General features: G+C 66.5%; 15 protein-coding genes. 12 read left to right on the top strand and 3 right to left on the bottom strand.

All coding sequences use genetic code 11. The features are described from left to right. Window positions 1-40: 40 nt before the first annotated feature. The 10 genes from DESFRDRAFT_RS16160 to DESFRDRAFT_RS16115 all read left to right on the top strand — a co-directional run bounded on the left by DESFRDRAFT_RS16160 (window position 41) and on the right by DESFRDRAFT_RS16115 (window position 9,478). Window positions 41-1,579: a methyl-accepting chemotaxis protein gene (locus tag DESFRDRAFT_RS16160; protein WP_005995698.1), complete on the top strand. Its 1,539-nt coding sequence runs from the start codon at window positions 41-43 to the stop codon at window positions 1,577-1,579. A gap of 31 nt (window positions 1,580-1,610) precedes the next feature. After that, window positions 1,611-1,805 (top strand): hypothetical protein, encoded by a 195-nt coding sequence (locus tag DESFRDRAFT_RS16155; protein ID WP_005995696.1) that lies wholly within the window; start codon window positions 1,611-1,613, stop codon window positions 1,803-1,805. A gap of 79 nt (window positions 1,806-1,884) precedes the next feature. Continuing rightward, window positions 1,885-2,484 carry a hypothetical protein gene (locus DESFRDRAFT_RS16150; protein WP_005995695.1) on the top strand — a complete coding sequence of 200 codons (600 nt, stop codon included), beginning with the start codon at window positions 1,885-1,887 and terminating at the stop codon, window positions 2,482-2,484. Between the two features lie 69 nt (window positions 2,485-2,553). Then, window positions 2,554-2,946, top strand: coding sequence for a class II SORL domain-containing protein (locus DESFRDRAFT_RS16145; protein WP_005995693.1), 393 nt, complete (start codon window positions 2,554-2,556; stop codon window positions 2,944-2,946). Between the two features lie 188 nt (window positions 2,947-3,134). After that, window positions 3,135-4,115 (top strand): aldo/keto reductase, encoded by a 981-nt coding sequence (locus DESFRDRAFT_RS16140; RefSeq protein ID WP_005995692.1) that lies wholly within the window; start codon window positions 3,135-3,137, stop codon window positions 4,113-4,115. A gap of 73 nt (window positions 4,116-4,188) precedes the next feature. After that, window positions 4,189-4,599: a bacteriohemerythrin gene (locus DESFRDRAFT_RS16135; RefSeq protein WP_005995691.1), complete on the top strand. Its 411-nt coding sequence runs from the start codon at window positions 4,189-4,191 to the stop codon at window positions 4,597-4,599. Window positions 4,600-4,698: 99 nt separating this feature from the next. Further along, entirely contained in the window at window positions 4,699-6,294 is a 1,596-nt protein-coding gene (locus DESFRDRAFT_RS16130; protein WP_005995690.1) for a bifunctional aspartate transaminase/aspartate 4-decarboxylase, read from the top strand. Between the two features lie 208 nt (window positions 6,295-6,502). Further along, on the top strand, window positions 6,503-7,069 hold the full coding sequence (locus DESFRDRAFT_RS16125) for an FmdE family protein (RefSeq protein WP_005995689.1): 567 nt from the start codon (window positions 6,503-6,505) through the stop codon (window positions 7,067-7,069). Between the two features lie 134 nt (window positions 7,070-7,203). Beyond that, window positions 7,204-8,736: a methyl-accepting chemotaxis protein gene (locus DESFRDRAFT_RS16120; protein ID WP_005995688.1), complete on the top strand. Its 1,533-nt coding sequence runs from the start codon at window positions 7,204-7,206 to the stop codon at window positions 8,734-8,736. Window positions 8,737-8,926: 190 nt separating this feature from the next. Beyond that, window positions 8,927-9,478 carry a hypothetical protein gene (locus tag DESFRDRAFT_RS16115; protein ID WP_005995687.1) on the top strand — a complete coding sequence of 184 codons (552 nt, stop codon included), beginning with the start codon at window positions 8,927-8,929 and terminating at the stop codon, window positions 9,476-9,478. Window positions 9,479-9,582: 104 nt separating this feature from the next. Here the strand turns inward: DESFRDRAFT_RS16115 and DESFRDRAFT_RS16110 are convergent, their stop codons facing one another. Then, window positions 9,583-10,707 carry an aminotransferase class V-fold PLP-dependent enzyme gene (locus DESFRDRAFT_RS16110; protein ID WP_005995686.1) on the bottom strand — a complete coding sequence of 375 codons (1,125 nt, stop codon included), beginning with the start codon at window positions 10,705-10,707 and terminating at the stop codon, window positions 9,583-9,585. A 234-nt stretch (window positions 10,708-10,941) separates the two neighbouring features. Beyond that, window positions 10,942-12,969: a HAMP domain-containing methyl-accepting chemotaxis protein gene (locus DESFRDRAFT_RS16105; protein ID WP_043795069.1), complete on the bottom strand. Its 2,028-nt coding sequence runs from the start codon at window positions 12,967-12,969 to the stop codon at window positions 10,942-10,944. Between the two features lie 199 nt (window positions 12,970-13,168). Between DESFRDRAFT_RS16105 and DESFRDRAFT_RS16100 the strand changes: the two genes are divergently transcribed. Continuing rightward, a complete protein-coding gene (locus DESFRDRAFT_RS16100; RefSeq protein ID WP_005995684.1) occupies window positions 13,169-15,718 on the top strand; it encodes an ABC transporter permease in 2,550 nt (849 codons plus the stop codon). A 23-nt stretch (window positions 15,719-15,741) separates the two neighbouring features. Here the strand turns inward: DESFRDRAFT_RS16100 and DESFRDRAFT_RS16095 are convergent, their stop codons facing one another. Next, on the bottom strand, window positions 15,742-16,308 hold the full coding sequence (locus tag DESFRDRAFT_RS16095) for an RNA polymerase sigma factor (protein ID WP_005995683.1): 567 nt from the start codon (window positions 16,306-16,308) through the stop codon (window positions 15,742-15,744). 225 nt (window positions 16,309-16,533) lie between these two features. On the opposite strand from DESFRDRAFT_RS16095, the gene DESFRDRAFT_RS16090 reads away from it, so the two are divergent. Beyond that, window positions 16,534-17,067, top strand: a complete 534-nt coding sequence (locus DESFRDRAFT_RS16090; RefSeq protein ID WP_005995681.1) for a shikimate kinase — start codon at window positions 16,534-16,536, stop codon at window positions 17,065-17,067. The last annotated feature ends 14 nt before the right edge of the window (window positions 17,068-17,081 follow it).

Raw genomic sequence — 17,081 nt, 5'->3', positions numbered from 1 at the left:
GAACTGCCGGTGTGCCTGACCTCCAGGCAAAGGGGAAAACATGTCCGGACGGATGTGGGTGTTTTTGGGCGGCGTGGCTTGTTCCCTGCTCCTGGGCGTTTTGGCCGGCTGGCTTTTGGACGCGCCGGGGACGGCCCTGCTCGGCGGGGCCTTTCCGGCCGCCGTGGCCGTTGCCGGCGGACTCGTCGCCGCGCGGGAACGGCGCAAGACCCTGGTGGGCCTGGAAAACGTGCTGGCCGACATCGAGGCCGGACGCACGCCGGCCGAAGAGGCCGCGCCGCCCGAACTGGCCGGGGCAATCGCCGCCCTGGCCCTGTCCTCCCGCACCACGCGGGGCTTTTTAAACGGCATCACGAGCGGCCTGCCCATCCCCTTCCTGCTCGTCGACCCCGACGAACGCACGCTTTACACCAACGAAGCAACCATGCGCATGCTCGAGATCGACGCGCCGCCGTCGAGCCAGACCGGGCGCACCCTGGCCGAGGTCTTTTACAACGAAACAGGCCGTGAAACCGTGGTCGGCAAGGCCATGCGCCAGGACATGGTCTTCTCCAACAAGGAAGTGACCATCACCGGGCACAAGGGCGGCCGGCGCAACGTCTTCTACAACGTCTTTCCCCTCAAGGACGCGGCCGGGACGGTCATCGGCGGGCTGTGCCTCTACCTCGACGTCACCGAGCTGCGGACCAAGGAGGACACCCTCTGCCGGCAAAACGAGCGCACGACGGCCCGGGCGGCGAGGGCCGGCGAACTGGCCGGCGACCTGGCGGGCACGGCCAAGATCCTGACCGAGCGGGTGGACCAGGCCAGCCGGGCCGCCCGCGACCAGCGCGAACGCCTGGAGCGTGTGGGCGAGGCCGTGGAGCAACTCGGCCGCTCCTCCCGCGACATTGCCGAACAGGCCGGCCAGACCGCCGCCGCGGCCGGCCAGACCCGGGAACGCGCGGCCGCGGCGGCGGACGTCATGGGCAAGGTGCTCGCGGGCATGCGGCAACTGTCCGAAAAGGCCGGCGACCTCGGCGGCCACATGGAAACCCTCTCCGGCCAAGCCAAGGAGGTCGGCGGCATCCTGGACGTCATCTCCGACATCGCCGACCAGACCAACCTGCTGGCCCTAAACGCCGCCATCGAGGCGGCCCGGGCCGGCGAATCCGGCCGGGGCTTCGCCGTGGTCGCCGACGAGGTCAGGAAGCTGGCTGAAAAGACCATGGCCGCCACCAAGGAGGTCGGGCGCAACGTCACGGCCATCCGCGACAGCGCCGAGACCAACAACCGGGTCACCGGCGAGGCTGTGGCCCTGGTCGCGGCGACCACCGGCATCGCCGGCGAGGCCGGAGAGGCGCTCAACGCCATCCTGGGACTGGCGGATACGACCTCGACCCATGTGCGCGCCATTGCCGAAGCGGCCGCGTCGCAGACCGCCGCCGGCGACGAGGCCGGTCGCCATGGCGGGGAAATCGCCGGCGCGGCCGCCGACACCAGCCAGGCCATGGACGCCTCGGCCCGGGCCGTGGCCGACCTGGCCCGCGTGGCGGCCGACCTGGAAGCGCTTTTCATCGAGAACGACGCCATCGGATGACACTCGCCTCCTTTCAGGCTATGAGGCTCCCATGTGGGAGACCATTCTTGCTTTCGTCCTGCTTTTCCTGATTCTAAGCGTATGTTTATGGTTTTTTATCCGCCAAAGCGTACGCAAGCGCCATGACGTCATCGCCCCGGGCAAATTCGATTTCGACGCGTTCAAAGCCCGCGAGATCAACCGCCGGGGCATCCACGACAGGACCCGTTTCGGCAACAAGCATTAACCGTAAAGGGGCCGTCCACACACACGGCCAGGGCCGAGGCCGGCGCGCCCGGGCAAGGCCGTGTTCCAAGGAGTCCGCCATGTTTCGCTGCCGCGCCTTCGTCCTTTTCGCCCTGCTGCTTTTGGCCGCGCCGACCGCCGTCCGGGCCGAAGCGCCGTCCAACCTGGCCGGCGTCACCCTCGGCGACACGGCCAAAAGCTACAGGGGCCGCCTCACCATCGCCCGGGAACGCCCGGTCAAAAACGCCCCCTGGGTGCGCCGCATTCCCCTGAGACCCGACAAGTATTTCGCCTCGGGCTACGTCCTGGTCGGCACCTGCGCCGCGCCGGGGCGGGTGGCCAGGATCAAGGCCCGCTACCGGGACGGGAACCTGGATTTCTTCCGCCGGATCAGCGGCGATCTGCTTGCGCGCTACGGCGACCCGACCGAATACAAGGGCGAACTCGACGGCCGCATCATGGGCAACAAATGGGGCTTCACCGATCCCTGGACCCGCCCGGTCAGCCTCATCGTGCAGCACGTGGAGGGCGAGGACCCGGAAACCGGCGCCGGCAACACCATCAAGCTCACCAACTGGGGACTGCTCGAAGCCGAGCGAGCCTGCTGGCAGGAGCGCCACCCCGCGCCAACCCGCAAAAAAAAGGCCACCGGCAAGGACCACGGCTATATTCCCCGATAAGCTTCCCCGGACTTGCCAAACCGGGACGAAACGTGTTTACCATGTCGCCAAACCACTACGAGGTGCAGCATGAGCATGGTCGACTTGTTTCAAACGGCTGACTGGAAAAAGGAAAAGCACGTTCCGGTGATCGAATGCCCGGCGCAGGTCCCAGGGGACGGCTTTTTCGACGTGCGCGTCTCTCTGGGCAAGGAAATCGCCCACCCCAACACCACCGAGCACCACATCCGCTGGATACGGGTCTATTTCAAGCCCGAAGGCGGAAAGTTCGCCTACGAGGTGGGCAGCTTCGAGTTCACCGCCCACGGCGAGGCCGTCGAAGGCCCCAACACCGGCCCCGTCCACACCTTCCACGGCGTGACCTTCTCCATGAAGACCACCGCCCCCGGCACCCTGACCGCCGCCGCCTACTGCAACATCCACGGCCTGTGGGAAGCCTCCCAGGTCATCAGCCTGGCCTAAGCCTAGCAGCCTGGGGGAGGCCCTTTCTGAAGAAAGGGCCTCCCCCAGCCCCCCCAAAGATTTTTAATAGTAACAGTATGTTACCCGTACAACATCCATAAAGGCATAACATTGGGAAAGGGAGCGCGCGCAAGGGGAGATCCCGTTGTAAAGGGTTTCCCTTCGCTCGTCCTGACAGGAGTATCGCCATGGAATACGTACACATTCCGGATACGGATCTGACGGTTTCCCGGGTGGCGCTCGGCACCTGGGCCATCGGCGGCTGGATGTGGGGCGGCAGCGACGAGCGGGAGGGCATCGCCACCATCCACGCCGCCCTGGACGCCGGGGTCACCCTGATCGACACCGCCCCGGTCTACGGCTTCGGCCGGTCCGAGGAAATCGTGGGCAAGGCCCTCAAGGAATACGGGCGCCGCGATAAGGTGCGCATCTCCACCAAGGTCGCCCTGGCCTGGAAGGACGGCCAGGTCAGCCGCGACGCCAGCCCCGCCCGCATCGAGGCCGAGGTCGAGGATTCGTTGCGTCGGCTTGGCGTCGAGACCATCGACATCTATTTCGTGCACTGGCCGGACGGCAAGGTGCCCTTCGAGGAAACGGCGGCCGCCCTGGAGCGGCTGCGGCTGTCGGGCAAGGTGCGCTGCGTCGGGGTGAGCAACTACGACCCGGCCCAGATGGAGGCCTTTCGCGGCCGGGGCAGGCTGTCGTTTTGCCAGCCGCCCTACAACCTGTTCGAGCGGGACATGGAAACCGCCATCCTGCCCTACTGCAAGCGGCACGGCGTGGCGCTCATGACCTACGGAGCGCTTTGCCGGGGGCTTTTGTCCGGGACCATGGGGCCGGACCGGGAATTTACCGGCGACGACCTGCGCCGGTTCGACCCCAAATTCGCCATGCCCCGGTTCGGGCAATACCTCGGCGCGGCCGAGGCCCTGGCCGCCTGGGCCAGGCAGCGCCACGGCAAGGAACTCCTCCCCTTCGCCGTGCGCTGGGTCCTGGACCAGGGCGTCGAGGTGGCCCTGTGGGGCGGCCGCCGGCCGGCCCAGATGGCCCCCATCGGCGACATCTTCGACTTTGCGCTCACGGCCGCCGATTTCGAGGCCGTCAACCGCATCCTGGCCGAACACGTGACCGACCCCGTCGGCCCGCAGTTCATGGCCCCGCCGGAATAATCCCCGGTTCGCCGGCAGGCCGCCCCGGGCTCCGCGCGGCCTGCCCCACCAGCTTGAAGGATGAGGATTCTCCATGCAGCCCAGCATCTTCGACGACAGCCTGAGGACCGGCTTTGAGGTCATCGACGAGCAACACCGGATGTTTTTGGACATGCTTTCCGAACTGGGGGAGCAGATACAGGCGGGGCACCATCGGCAGGGCGTGCTGAACGCCTTCCAGGGCATGCAGGCCTATGCCGACGGGCATTTTACCGACGAGGAAGCCACCATGGCCGGCTACGACTACCCGGATCTCGCGGACCATCGCCGCCAGCACGACACCTTCCGTCGCATGACGCGGGACCTGGGAAAGCGCACCGGCGAGGGCCCGGGACTTTTGTCCCTGGAAACGCTCGAATACCTGGGAACCTGGTTCGTCGGCCACATCCGCAACGACGACCAGCGCTTCGCCGCCTTCGCCCGGGAACACGGGCCGCGTGCCTGACGCCGGGAGGCGCTTTCGCGCTAAGGCGATTTACCGAAACGCGTCCATGCCGTACCATGCCGTGGCCCCGCCTTTCCGCCACAGCCAAGGAGGACGCGCATGGCCGCAGACCGGGTCGCCGAGGAAAAACGCTACGAGCACCTCAGTCCCTTCGAGCTGAAAAACAAGCTGGCCGATCTGGCCAAAACCAACCATGAGAAGATGATGATCAACGCCGGCCGGGGCAATCCCAACTGGATCGCCACCGCCCCGCGCGAAGCCTATTTCCTGTTCGGCGGCTTCGCCCTGGAGGAAGGCCGGCGCGTCATGACCCGGCCGGGCATGGCCGGCGTCCCCGAGCGGGGCGGCTGCGGGAAAAGGCTTTTGGCCTACTGCGACGCCAACGCGGACAAGCCCGGGGCGCGCTTTCTCGCCGACGCCTGCCGCTTTGCCACCGACCGGCTCGGCCTTGACGGCGACGCCTTCGCCTACGAGATGGCCGACGCCATCCTGGGCGACCACTATCCGAGCCCGGACCGGGCCCTGCCCCTGACCGAAAAAATCGTCCGGGCCTATCTCGACACCGTGCTCTTCGACGGCCGTCCCCCGGCCGGCGGCATGGACCTCTTTCTCACCGAAGGGGGCACGGCCGCCATCAGCTACCTTTTCAATACGCTCAAGGAAAATGGCCTGCTCACGCCCGGCGACACCCTGGCCATCGCCACGCCCATCTTTTCCCCCTACCTCGAGATTCCGCCCCTGGCCGACTACGCCCTGACCAGCGTGCGCGTCGCCATGGACGAAAACCTCGGCTGGCAGTTCCCGGAAGCCGAACTGGAAAAGCTGGCCGATCCGGCGGTCAAGGCGTTTTTCCTGGTCAACCCGTCCAACCCGCCCTCGGTCAGCCTTTCAAGGGAGTCCCTGGAGCGCATCGCCGACCTCGTGGCCACCCGTCGCAAGGACCTCGTGATCCTCACCGACGACGTCTACGGTTCCTTTGTCGACGGGTTTACCTCCCTGGCCGCCCTGGCTCCCCGAAACACCATCCTGGTCTATTCCTACTCCAAGTATTTCGGTTGCACCGGCTGGCGGCTCGGGGTCATCGGCATCGCCCGGGACAACGCCCTCGACCCCATGATCGCCGCCCAGCCCGAAGCCAGGCGCAAGGCCCTGCGGCAACGCTACGCCTCCATCACCACCGATCCGGACGGCTTGCGGCTCATCGACCGACTGGTGGCCGACAGCCGGGCCGTGGCCCTAAACCACACCGCCGGCCTGTCCACGCCCCAGCAGGCCATGATGGTCTTTTTCTCCCTGGCCGAACTGCTTGACGCCGGGGCGCGCTATAAAAAGGAGGCCCAGGGGCTCCTGGCCGAACGCTACGCCGCGCTCTACCGGGGCCTCGGCGTCGCGCCGCCGGCCGACGGCCCCGGCTGCGCCCGCTACTACGCCACCATCGACATCCACAAGCTGGCGGCCTCGCGCTACGGCCGGGACTTCGACGACTGGCTGCGCGAGACCCACGAGCCCATCGACTTCGTCTGGCGGTTGGCCCGGGAAAAGGACGTGGTGCTCATGGACGGCGGCGGCTTCGCCGGCCCCACCATGTCCGTGCGCGTGTCCCAGGCCAACCTGGACACGCCGCAGTACGAACGGATCGGCCAGGCCGTAAGCGAGCTGCTCGAGGACTACAAACGCGAGTGGGACGCGAGGTAAGAAATGAAAAGAAGAGAAATGCGAGAGGGGAAACCCTTTAAAAAGGGTTTCCCCTCTCGCGCTCTCCCCTTCCGAAATTTTTTACCGGAAATCCATGTTGGGAAGAGGCACACCGGGGAGACACAAGGCACACGATTTTACAACCCCGCGTGATGGATTGCTTTTTTTCCGCACCCCTGGGACAAGACGCGCCAAGGGAGGAAGCGGTATGGACACGACGCAATCCGAAACCTACGCCCGTCTGCTCGAAGAGGCGGGCCGCTTTCACGGCGACGTCTGCCGGGGGATCAGGATCGGCACCCGCATGACCATGGCCGGCCTGCGGGAGATCGGCATCGCCGACCCCAAGGGCGCGGACCGCAAGAATCTGATCGTCTTCGTGGAGATCGACCGCTGCGCCACGGACGCCATCATGGCCCTGACCGGCTGCCGGCCCGGCAAGCGCACCATGAAGGTGCTCGATTACGGCAAGATGGCGGCCACGTTCGTCAACCTGCGCACCGGGGCCGCCGTGCGCGTGACCGAGCGCGAGGACGGCCCGGACAAGGACGCCGCCCCGGCGCTTTTGGCCACGATCCCTGACGAGGCGCTTTTCCGCCTGACCCCGGTCGCCGTTCCCCTACGCCCCGAGGACCTGCCCGGCCGGCCGGTGCGGGCCTGCCTGTGCGCGCGCTGCGGCGAATCGGTCCTCGACGGCCGCGAAATCGTTTTCGGCGGGGAGACGCTGTGTCGGGCCTGCTTCGAGGGACGCAGCTATTATTCCCCCTCGGCCTGACGCCGGGTTGCCAAAGCCTCCCTCCGTACCCCTTGTGACATTTGCGTCCGCATTATTGCGATTCCGGTGATTATACGTTACGGCCCGGAGGTCCGCTGCCACGGACGTTTGTTCATTTTTTCACAGGGGGAATCATGAAACGTCCGCTGTTGTTCGCCGTCATCGTCGTCAACGCCGTCCTCCTCATCGCAAGTGCCTTGGCCGGCGGCATTCTTTCCTATTGCCTCCTGGCTCTTGCCTTCATCCTCGTCTCGGGCTTTTTGTTGTGGGTCCAGGGACGATTGGAAGCGACGTTCACCCGCATCGGCCACATGTTCGCCTCGGTCGCGTCGGCCACTTTCGACTACGATCTGGAGGACGACCCCGTGCTTCGCGTCGACGCCCTGCGCGAGACCGTCGAGCCTCATGAAAAGGCCATCAAGGAACGCCTGAGCAAGGACGAGGCCATGCTCGGCAACATCATCACGCCCATGGCCATTGTCGGGGAAGACGGCAAGATCAAATGGGTCAACGAGCATATGGTGCGCCTGACGGAAAACGAGGGCACGCCGGAGAGCCACGTGGGCAAGAGCTTTTCCCGTTTCTTCTACAACGAGGAATGCGATACCGTGGCCGACAAGGCCATCCGCGAACGCTCCCGCCAGAGCTCCAAGACGGAATTCGACACCCACAAGGGCAACCGCAAATACATCAGCATTTTCGCCACCCCGATCCTGGACTTCGACGGCAACCTCATCGGCGGCTTCGTGTCCGTGGCCGACTTCACGGGCGTGGTGCTCAAGGAACGCACCATCACCGAACAAAACCACCGCATCGCCCAGGGCGTGTCCGAAGCCACGGCCGTGGCCGAGTCCCTGGCCGAAGCGGCCGAACAGATGACCAGCCACATCGCCCAGTCCACCGAGGGCATGGAAGAGCAGCGCGCCCGCACGGCCGAAGTGGCCACGGCCATCGAAGAGATGAACGCCACCATTCTCGAGGTGGCCAGAAACGCCGGCGACGCCGCCGCGACGGCCAGCAAGGCCAACGCCATGGCCACCACCGGCTCGGATCTCGTGGCCAAGGTCATAAGCGTGATGGAGTCGGTCAACGTCAAGGCGGCCGGGCTCAAATCCGAAATGCAGGACCTCGGCGGCCAGGCCCAGGGCATCGGCCAGATCATGCAGGTCATCTCCGACATCGCCGATCAGACCAACCTGCTGGCGCTCAATGCCGCCATCGAAGCGGCCCGGGCCGGCGAGGCCGGACGTGGTTTCGCGGTCGTGGCCGACGAAGTGCGAAAACTCGCCGAAAAGACCATGACCGCCACCAAGGAAGTGAGCAGCTACATCCAGGCCATTCAGGAAAGCGCCCGGCGCAACATGTCCGCCACCGACGAGACCACCCAGGGCATCGAGGACGCCGACAATCTGGCCCACGAAGCCGGCGACGCGCTGCACCAGATCCTCAATTTCGTGGAAAAAACCTCGGATCAGGTGCGTGGCATCGCCACCGCCGCCGAACAGCAGTCCGCCACCTCCGAGGAGATCAACCGCTCCACCGACCACATCAACCGCATCGCCGGGGATACCGCCGGGTCCATGACCCAGACCTCCTCCGCCGTGACCAGCCTGGCCCATCTGGCGGCGGACCTCAAAACGTCCATGACGCGCATGCGTTTGGAATAGCCGTTTTCCTTCCGGATGGACCCGGTCGGCGCGGCCGTCCGGGCCATCGGATGCCATGACGATATCAGGGGCGCGGGAAACCGCGTCCTTTTCTTGCGCGGCCCGGCCAAAACGTGCACAATGCCCGGAAATATGGGCGGCTTGCGTCGGCGCTGCCTCGCCACAGGAACCACACTGCCAAGGAGTCCCCATGCCCAAAGCCACCAGCTTCACGCTTTTCAGCGGCGGCGCCCAGGGCGCCGAAGCCGAGTTCGGCCGCCAGGCCGAGAGCTACGGCGTCCAGGAAGTCAACTACACGTTCGAAGGGCACCGCATCGAACGCACCCGCGGCATCCGCGTCCTGACCCAGGAGGAACTGGCCAAGAAGGACGTGAGCCTCACCTACGTGTCCAAGCTTTTGGCGCGCAAATTTTCCAACGGCCCGCAGATCCGCATGGTCCTGCGCACCATCATGCACCAGGTCGACGCCGGCCTGGAGATTTTCGTGGTGGGAAGCATCCAGGAGGACGGCACGGTCAAGGGCGGCACCGGCTGGGGCGCGGAATTCGCCAAGATCTGCAACAAGCCGCTTTACGTCTTCTGCCAGCAAAAGGCCGGCTGGTTCACCTGGGAAAACGACGCCTGGACCGCAGTGGCCGCGCCGACCATCACCCAGACCCATTTCACGGGCACCGGCACCCGCTTTCTCGAGGAGTCCGGCAAGACGGCCATCGCCGACCTGTTCGCCCGCTCCTTCGCCTAAAATCGCGCATCCCGGGGGAGGCGGACGCGTCCGTTTCCCCCGGGACGAAAAGAGCCCTGCCCCCCACCTCGCCGGCGGCGTCGAAGGCCCTGCCGACAAGCCGATCAGCGTCCGTCGAACGCGTCGAGATGCGCGAAAAAACGCGCGGCGTCCGTTGCGTCGTTGTAGCAGTGCGGCGACAGGCGGATGCGCCCGTTTCGAAGCGACACGGCAACATTGGCGCCCATCAGCGCCTTGTACAGGCCCGGGGCGTCGGGATGCTCGAACACGAGAATGCCCGAGCGCTCCCCGGGCGTCAGGGGCGAGGGGACGCAAAGCCCCCTTTCGGCGAGCCCGGCGGCCAGGATGTCGGCGATGGCGAAAATGCGGCGGGCGACCTCTTCCCGGCCGAGCTCCTCGAACAAGGCAAGCGACGCGCCGTAGGCGGCGATACCGGCGATGTCCTGGGTCCCGGCCTCGAAACGGCCGGCCCCGGCCTTCAGGCGAAAGGTCATGCCGAGTTCCTCGGCGTCGCGCATGGAGCGCCAGCCGGCCATGACCGTACCGAGGGCGGCATCGGCCCCCGGCGCCACGTAGAAGATGCCGAGCCCCATGGGTCCGAGCTGCCATTTGTGGCAGCCGGCGGCCAGAAAATCCACGCCCAGCTCGGCCACGTCCGTGGGCAGCGCCCCCAGGCTCTGAATGGCGTCCAGACAATAAAGCGCCCCCGCCTCCCGGCAAAGCGCTCCAAGTTCCGCCGCCGGCAGGCGCACGCCCGTGGTCCAGTCCACCGTCGCCGCCACCACCAGTTTACACCCCGGGATCAGCTTTCGCACCGCGTCCATGTCCAGGCGGCCGTCGTGCTTGGGCAGTTCCACGACGCCCACGCCGTGATCGGCCAGATTGTCGAAGGGAAAGCGCACGGTGGGAAAATCCGGCCAGGTCACGGCCACCTTGTCCCCCGGCTTCCAGTCGAGGCCGCCGGCCACGAGCGACAACCCGTGGGAGGTGTTACCGGTAAAGGCCACCCGGTCGGGCGTGGTCCGAAGGAGCCGCGCCGCCCCTTCCCTGGCCGCGGCCACAGCCGCCTGCCAACGGAAATAATCGGCCGAGCCCCGCCGCCACCGGTCCTCGTACACGGCCTGTCCGGCGGCGCAGGCGCGCCCGGGCAGAGGCGAGACGGCCGCATGGTTGAAATAGACCGCTTCGGCCACAACCGGAAACTCCTCACGCAACCGGGCCTGATCCATGACGCCTCCTTGAAACAAAAAAAGGAAAGAGCATGCGAAAGGGGAAACCCTTTAAAAAGGGTTCTCCCCTCTGCGCTCTCCCCTTCCTAAATTCCTTCATTCTTGCGGCGCGGTACTCAATTAAACCGCCAACCACAATAAAAAAAATGAAATAGCGGCAGGTTACTATGAAAAGTCTTTGAAAAGGGGTTTGGGGGAAACCTTTCTGAAGAAAGGTTTCCCCCAGCTTCTTCCCTAAAAACGCTCGAAATCGTCGTCCTTGTCGTCGAGGTCGATGCCGACGCCGCCCGAGGCCTTCTTGGCGCCGGCTGCGGGCGCCGGCTTCTTGGCGGCCGATCGGTGGGCGGCGGGCAGCGCCTTGACCGTCCGGACCTGCCGGCGTCCCGTGCCGTCCACCCGGAAGAAGGCCATGGTGCTTTGGAGCTGCTCGGCCTGGCTCGAAAGCTCTTCGGAGGTGGAGGCCATCTCCTCGGAGGCCGAGGCGTTTTGCTGCACCACTTGGTCGAGCTGCTGGATGGCCTTGTTGATCTGGTCGGCCCCGGAGTTCTGTTCCTGGCTGGCGGCGGCGATTTCCTGCACAAGGTCGGCCGTGCGCTGGATGTCGGGCACCATCTTGGTCAGCATGGAGCCGGCCTGTTCGGCCACCTGGACGCTGGAAGAGGACAGCTCGGAGATTTCGGCCGCGGCCGAGCCGCTGCGTTCGGCGAGTTTTCTCACCTCGGCCGCCACCACGGCGAAGCCCTTGCCGTGTTCGCCGGCCCTTGCGGCCTCGATGGCGGCGTTTAAGGCCAGCAGGTTGGTCTGGCGGGCGATCTCCTCGATGATGGAGATCTTTTCGGCAATGTTTTTCATGGCCGCCACGGCCGAGATAACGGCCTCGCCGCCCTCACGGGCGTCCTGGGCCGCCTTGACCGCGATGGACTGGGTCTGCTGGGCGTTTTCGGCGTTCTGCTTGATGTTGGAACTCATCTGTTCCATGGACGAGGAGATCTCCTCGACGCTGGCCGCCTGTTCCGTGGCGCCCTGGGACATGCTCTGGGCCGAGGCGGAAAGCTCCTCCGACCCGGAGGCCACATTTTCCGAAGCCGACTGCACCTCGGCCACCACTTCGCGCAATTTGCTCACCATCTCGTTGAGCGAGGCGGCCAGAATGCCGATTTCGTCCTTCTGGTCGATGTCGAGCAGGCGGGTGAAGTCCCCCTGGGCCATGGCCTTGGCGAAATCCACGCCCTTGACCACCGGGCCGGTGATGGCCTTGGTCAGGAAAATGGCGATGAGAATGCCGAGCACAAGCGCCACGGCCAATCCGCCGAGCATGATCGTGGAGGCGGTGGACAGGCTGGCGACAGCCTCGTTGGCGATATGCTGGGTAGCGTCGAGGGCCGCCTTGGCCGTTGTCACGGCCGCTTCCTGCACGGCGTTGCCGGCTTCGAGGCGCTTGACGGCCAGCTCCTGCAACACCTTGTAGATATCCAGAAAATCGCTGAGCGCCTGCCGGTATTTCGCGGAAGCGTCCTTGATGGCCGCCAGTTGCCGCAGGTTGGCGTCTGCGCGGGTCTTGGCCCGAAGCGTTTCGACGGCCTGATCGAGGGGCGTAAATCCTTTGATGGCGTCGTCGATGAAGCGCGGCTCCCGGTAGAGCTGGCCCCGGTAGTTGTTGACCCGGATGGCCGTGACCTGGGTAAGAATGCCGTCGATGCCGGCCACCTTGTTGGCGCGGTCGCGCAGGGCATCGGCGGGCATTCCCCGGGCGATCTCGTCAAGCAGCGCCTTGGCCTGGCTCTCCTGATAGGCTCCGGTATTGCGCACGAACTCGCCGGCCGCCGCATCCAGGTTGCGCCGCACCCCGGCCAACGCCTCCAGGCGCGACGACGTGTCCGTAATGAGTTTTTCGTATTCCGCCACCTTGACCTGGGCCTTGCCCACGTCCTCGCGCAGCTTGGTCAGGTCCGGGTACTTCTCCGAATGCGCTTTGGCCTCGGCCAGCGCGCGCTTCAATTCGGCGAAACTGCGCAGGCCGGCGTCGAGATCCTTTTTATCCTCACTATATCCGTACGCACGGATATCCAACATCACCTGCGCGGCGGCCCGTTCGAGCTGGTTGGCGATGGCGACTTCCGGGACATATTCCTGGGCCAGCCGCGTGGACTGTTTTTCGACACTGTTCATGTTGACCACGGCCATGCCGCCGAGCACGCAGGCAATGAGGATCAACAGTCCGAAGCCGATGGTGATCTTGACGCCAAGTTTCATGTTTTTCACGATCATTCCCCCGATGCTTGCGTTTCCCGAATCCCCGACGGACATGAACCGCGCCTCCCTTCAACGGGCGCGGGCGCTGTGAACCGCGCATCTTCAGTATTTGTCTTATTTCGTTGCTTGTTGCAATGCCAATCGCATCTTTTTCGAAGCTGTGGACCACCTCCGCAATTTGCCGTACTGTTCCAAATAGGACTGAGATATGCGTTTTCCCAAAGAGATAGGGCTGGCCTTTCGTCTGGCGGGACGGGAATTGCGGGCCGGTTTCCGGGGATTCGGCATTTTTCTGGCCTGTCTGGCCCTGGGTGTCGCCGCCGTGGCCGGGGTCAAAAGCCTGGCCGCCTCCTACCAGGCCGGGCTGGCCGAGGACGCGGCGTCGCTTCTGGGCGGCGACCTGGAAGCGGCCCTGTCCCAACGGCCGGCGACCGCCGAAGAGCGGGCCGCGCTTTCCCGGCTGGGACGCGTCTCCCACCTCGTGTCCATGCAGATCATGGCCCGGCGCGAGACGGCGGCCGGCCCGGCCGCCCGGACGCTCGCCACCCTGCGGGCCGTGGACGGGGCGTATCCGCTCTATGGGAGCGTGGAATTGCGCCCGCCCATGCCCCTGGCCTCGGCCTTGGCCGTACGCGACGGGCGGCCCGGCGCGGTCGTCGCGCCGGAACTGCTCTCACGCCTTCGCCTCAAAGTCGGGGACACGATCCTTGTGGCCGATGCGGCCTATGCCGTGCGGGCCGTGCTCGAACGCACGCCCGACGCCGCCGGCGGCCTGACCGCCCTGGGGCCGCCCCTGCTCGTGGCCGCGTCCAGCCTGCATGCCGCCGGCCTGGACGGCCCGGGAAGCCTCACCCGCCACTTTTACCGCCTCCGTCTCCCGGCCGGGGAATCCGCCAAAAGCGCCATGGCCGCCCTGCGCCGGGAATTCCCCATGGCCGGTTGGCGGCTGCGCGACGCCGCCGCGGCCCAGCCCGGGCTCACGCGCTTCATGGACCGGCTGGCCGCCGTCACCGCCCTGGTCGGCCTGGCCGCGCTGCTTTTGGGCGGCATCGGCATCTCCCAGGCCGTCTCCGGCTATCTCGACGGCCGCACGGCCTCCATCGCGGCCATGAAATGCCTGGGCGCGCCCCGCCGTCTGGTCGTGACCACCTATCTGCTCGTGATCGCGGGGCAAGCCGCCTGCGGCATCGCCGTGGGCCTGCTTGTCGGGGCCCTGGTTCCGGTCGCGCTCGGCCCGCTGCTCGGCGCGCTCGTGCCCGTGCGCTTTCCGCCCGGCCCCTATCCCGGCGCGCTGGCCCTGGCCGGAGGCTGCGGAGCGCTGACCGCCCTGGCCTTTTCCCTGCCCCAGCTGGCCGCCGCCGGCCGCGTGCCGCCCCTGCTCCTTTTTCGCGGCTACGACGCCCCGGACCGCCCGCGCCTCGGACTCACCGCCCGTCTGCCGGGCCTTTTGTGCCTGGCCGGGCTTTTCGCCCTGGCCGTCGTGTCCACCCCGGACCGGCGGCTGGGGCTCGGGTTCGTCGTGGCGGCCGTGGCGGCAACGGCCCTGTTCTGGCTTTTCGCCGGACTGGCGGTCTTTCTGGCCGGACGCATCCCGCGCCGCCCCGGAATCCGGGGACTGGCCCTTCGCGCCATATCCCGGCCGGACAACCAGGTGGGCCGGGTGCTGGCGGCGCTCGGACTCGGTCTTTCCACCCTGTGCGCCATGATTCTGGTGGAAGCCAATTTTCGCGCCGCCTTCACCGAAGACATTCCCCGCACGGCCCCGGCCTTTTTCTTCGTGGACATCCAGCCGGACCAGCTGCCGTCGTTTTTGCAAACAGCCCGGTCCGTGCCGGGCGTCAGCCGCGTCGAGACCTCGCCCATGGCCCGGGGACGCATCGCCGAACTGCGCGGCGCGCCCGTGGCCGAGGCCCGCGTGGACCCGGACGCCCGCTGGGCGGTGCAGGGCGATCGCGGACTCACCTATGCCGCGACCATGCCCGAGGGCACGCGCATCGTGGCCGGGAGCTGGTGGCCAAAGGACTATGCCGGGCCGCCGCTCGTGTCGGTGGATGAAAAAATCGCCGCCGGGCTGGGGCTTTCCCTGGGCGACACGGTGACCGTCAACGCGCTCGGCCGCGAGATCACGGCCACGGTGGCGAGCCTGCGACGCATCAACTGGCTGTCGCTCGGCATCAACTATGTCTTCGTCTTCTCGCCCGGGGCGCTCGACGGCATTCCCATGACCTGGCTGGCCACAGCCTATGTGGACAACAAGGCTTCCGGCGATCCGGCCGAGGCGCTTTTCAATGCCGTGACCGGGCGCTTCGCCAACGTGACCGCCATCGGCACCGGCGACGCCTTAAACGCGGTGCTGGGCGTGGCGGACAAGGTCGCGGCCGCCGTGACCGTCGCGGCCGGAACCACCTTATGCATCGGCATGCTGGTGCTGTTGCAGACCATGGCCGTGGGCATGCGGCGCAAAACCTACGAAGCGGCCATCTACAAGGCCTGCGGCGCGAAGCGGCGGGATATTCTGGCGGTCTTTCTGGGGGAAAACGCCCTGCTCGGGACGTTGGCCGGGTGCATGGCCCTGGCGATCGGCGGCGGACTGGCCTGGGCTTTTGTGGCCTTTTTCATGGACCTGCCGTTTCGCTTCTTCGCCGTGCCGGCGCTCCTGACGGTCGCCACGGCGGCGGGAGTCACGCTGACCCTCGGCATGGCCGGCCTGTGGCGCGCCCTGGCGGGCAAGGCCTGGCCGTATCTGCGCAACGAATGATCGGTCGGCCGCGCCCCGGCCGCTCAATCATGTTCCTTCTCTTCCAGGTAGGCCTTGAGCTTGCGCCGGGCGCGAAAGGCCCGAACCTTGACGTTGACCTGGGTCATGCCGGTCATGCCCGCCACTTCTTCCACGCTTTTTCCCTCGAGTCCCAAAAGCGCCACCAGCAGCCGGTCCTTGGGACCAAGCACGGCCATGGCCGCCTTGAGCCGACGCCTTGCGTCGCGGGCCTCGATCCTGGCCTGGTCGCGCTCGTCGGGCAGCGATTCCTCGATCCCGGCCACCATATCCACGTCGGATTTGCGCCGCCGCAACCAGTCGATGCAGGTGTTGGCTGCGATACGGTGCAGCCAGCCGCGAAAAACCGCTCCGTTGCGCAGCGTTCCCAGATTCAGGTAGGCTTTGACGAAGATCTCCTGGGCAAGATCCTCCATGCCGTCGGGGTCGTCGCAAAAGCGCGAGACGAGATGCAGGACGCCGGGCTGGTGCCGGGACACCAGGACCGCGAACGCCCGCTGATCCCCTTGGGCGGCGGCGGCGGCCAGGGAGCCGTCGTCGATCCCCTCGAGTTTCGTCAGAAATTGTCCCATGCCCGCCAGCCGTCAGCACGACCGGCTGTGGGCCGAGGCCGCACCCGTCACCCCGTCCATGCCGCAAGTCCCTCCTCGATGGCGCGGACAGAAGCCCGCACTGCCGTCTTTGGCGCGGCAAAGAGGCCTTCGGTTACACCCCGGCTCGACAGAAAGGCCCCGGAACGCTATTTCCCGGGCGCGGCGGACCATTTTTCCCGCCAGCATCCTTCACGGAGGCCGCCAATGCCCCTTGCCGACGACCGCAACATCTACCTCATCGGCCCCCGGGCCTCGGGCAAAACCACCCTGGGCAAACGCCTGGCCGAACGCCTCGAACGGCCGTTTACCGACCTCGACGCGGCATTTTGCGAAAAATACGGGGAAACCATCGCCGACATGGTCGGCCGCGACGGCTGGGACGCCTTCCGCAAGGCCGAAGCCGCCATCCTGGCCGAAACCGCCGGGCAAACGGGACAGGTGGTGGCCACGGGCGGCGGCGTCGTCCTGCTGCCGGAAAACCGCGACCTGCTGGGCAAGGGGCTGGTCTTCTACCTCCAGGCAGATCCGGAGCGCCTGGCCGAACGGCTCATGGCCGACTTAAACGAGGAACAACGCCCCAAATTGACGCAGCTCGGGCTGCGCGAGGAAATCACCGCCACCCTGGCCGAACGCGAACCGCTCTACCTGGCCTGCGCCCACGCCAGCCTGCCCGAACGCCCCGTGGACGAGCTCCTCGAATTCGCCCTGCGCGCCCTAACGGCCTGGGAGAGGGAATAGGGGATAGGGGGAGA

It is taken from the genome of Solidesulfovibrio fructosivorans JJ], assembly GCF_000179555.1.
Classification (GTDB): Bacteria; Desulfobacterota; Desulfovibrionia; order Desulfovibrionales; family Desulfovibrionaceae; genus Solidesulfovibrio; species Solidesulfovibrio fructosivorans.
The sequence above is the reverse complement of the archived record's forward strand: the minus strand, read 5'-3'. Positions and strand labels throughout refer to the sequence as shown.

Bases quoted from the DNA above. Each gene is read 5' to 3' on its own strand.
- DESFRDRAFT_RS16160 (WP_005995698.1), top strand. From the start codon at position 41: ATGTCCGGACGGATGTGGGTGTTTTTGGGCGGCGTGGCTTGTTCCCTG.
- DESFRDRAFT_RS16155 (WP_005995696.1), top strand. From the start codon at position 1,611: ATGTGGGAGACCATTCTTGCTTTCGTCCTGCTTTTCCTGATTCTAAGC.
- DESFRDRAFT_RS16150 (WP_005995695.1), top strand. From the start codon at position 1,885: ATGTTTCGCTGCCGCGCCTTCGTCCTTTTCGCCCTGCTGCTTTTGGCC.
- DESFRDRAFT_RS16145 (WP_005995693.1), top strand. From the start codon at position 2,554: ATGAGCATGGTCGACTTGTTTCAAACGGCTGACTGGAAAAAGGAAAAG.
- DESFRDRAFT_RS16140 (WP_005995692.1), top strand. From the start codon at position 3,135: ATGGAATACGTACACATTCCGGATACGGATCTGACGGTTTCCCGGGTG.
- DESFRDRAFT_RS16135 (WP_005995691.1), top strand. From the start codon at position 4,189: ATGCAGCCCAGCATCTTCGACGACAGCCTGAGGACCGGCTTTGAGGTC.
- DESFRDRAFT_RS16130 (WP_005995690.1), top strand. From the start codon at position 4,699: ATGGCCGCAGACCGGGTCGCCGAGGAAAAACGCTACGAGCACCTCAGT.
- DESFRDRAFT_RS16125 (WP_005995689.1), top strand. From the start codon at position 6,503: ATGGACACGACGCAATCCGAAACCTACGCCCGTCTGCTCGAAGAGGCG.
- DESFRDRAFT_RS16120 (WP_005995688.1), top strand. From the start codon at position 7,204: ATGAAACGTCCGCTGTTGTTCGCCGTCATCGTCGTCAACGCCGTCCTC.
- DESFRDRAFT_RS16115 (WP_005995687.1), top strand. From the start codon at position 8,927: ATGCCCAAAGCCACCAGCTTCACGCTTTTCAGCGGCGGCGCCCAGGGC.
- DESFRDRAFT_RS16110 (WP_005995686.1), bottom strand. From the start codon at position 10,707: ATGGATCAGGCCCGGTTGCGTGAGGAGTTTCCGGTTGTGGCCGAAGCG.
- DESFRDRAFT_RS16100 (WP_005995684.1), top strand. From the start codon at position 13,169: ATGCGTTTTCCCAAAGAGATAGGGCTGGCCTTTCGTCTGGCGGGACGG.
- DESFRDRAFT_RS16095 (WP_005995683.1), bottom strand. From the start codon at position 16,308: ATGGGACAATTTCTGACGAAACTCGAGGGGATCGACGACGGCTCCCTG.
- DESFRDRAFT_RS16090 (WP_005995681.1), top strand. From the start codon at position 16,534: ATGCCCCTTGCCGACGACCGCAACATCTACCTCATCGGCCCCCGGGCC.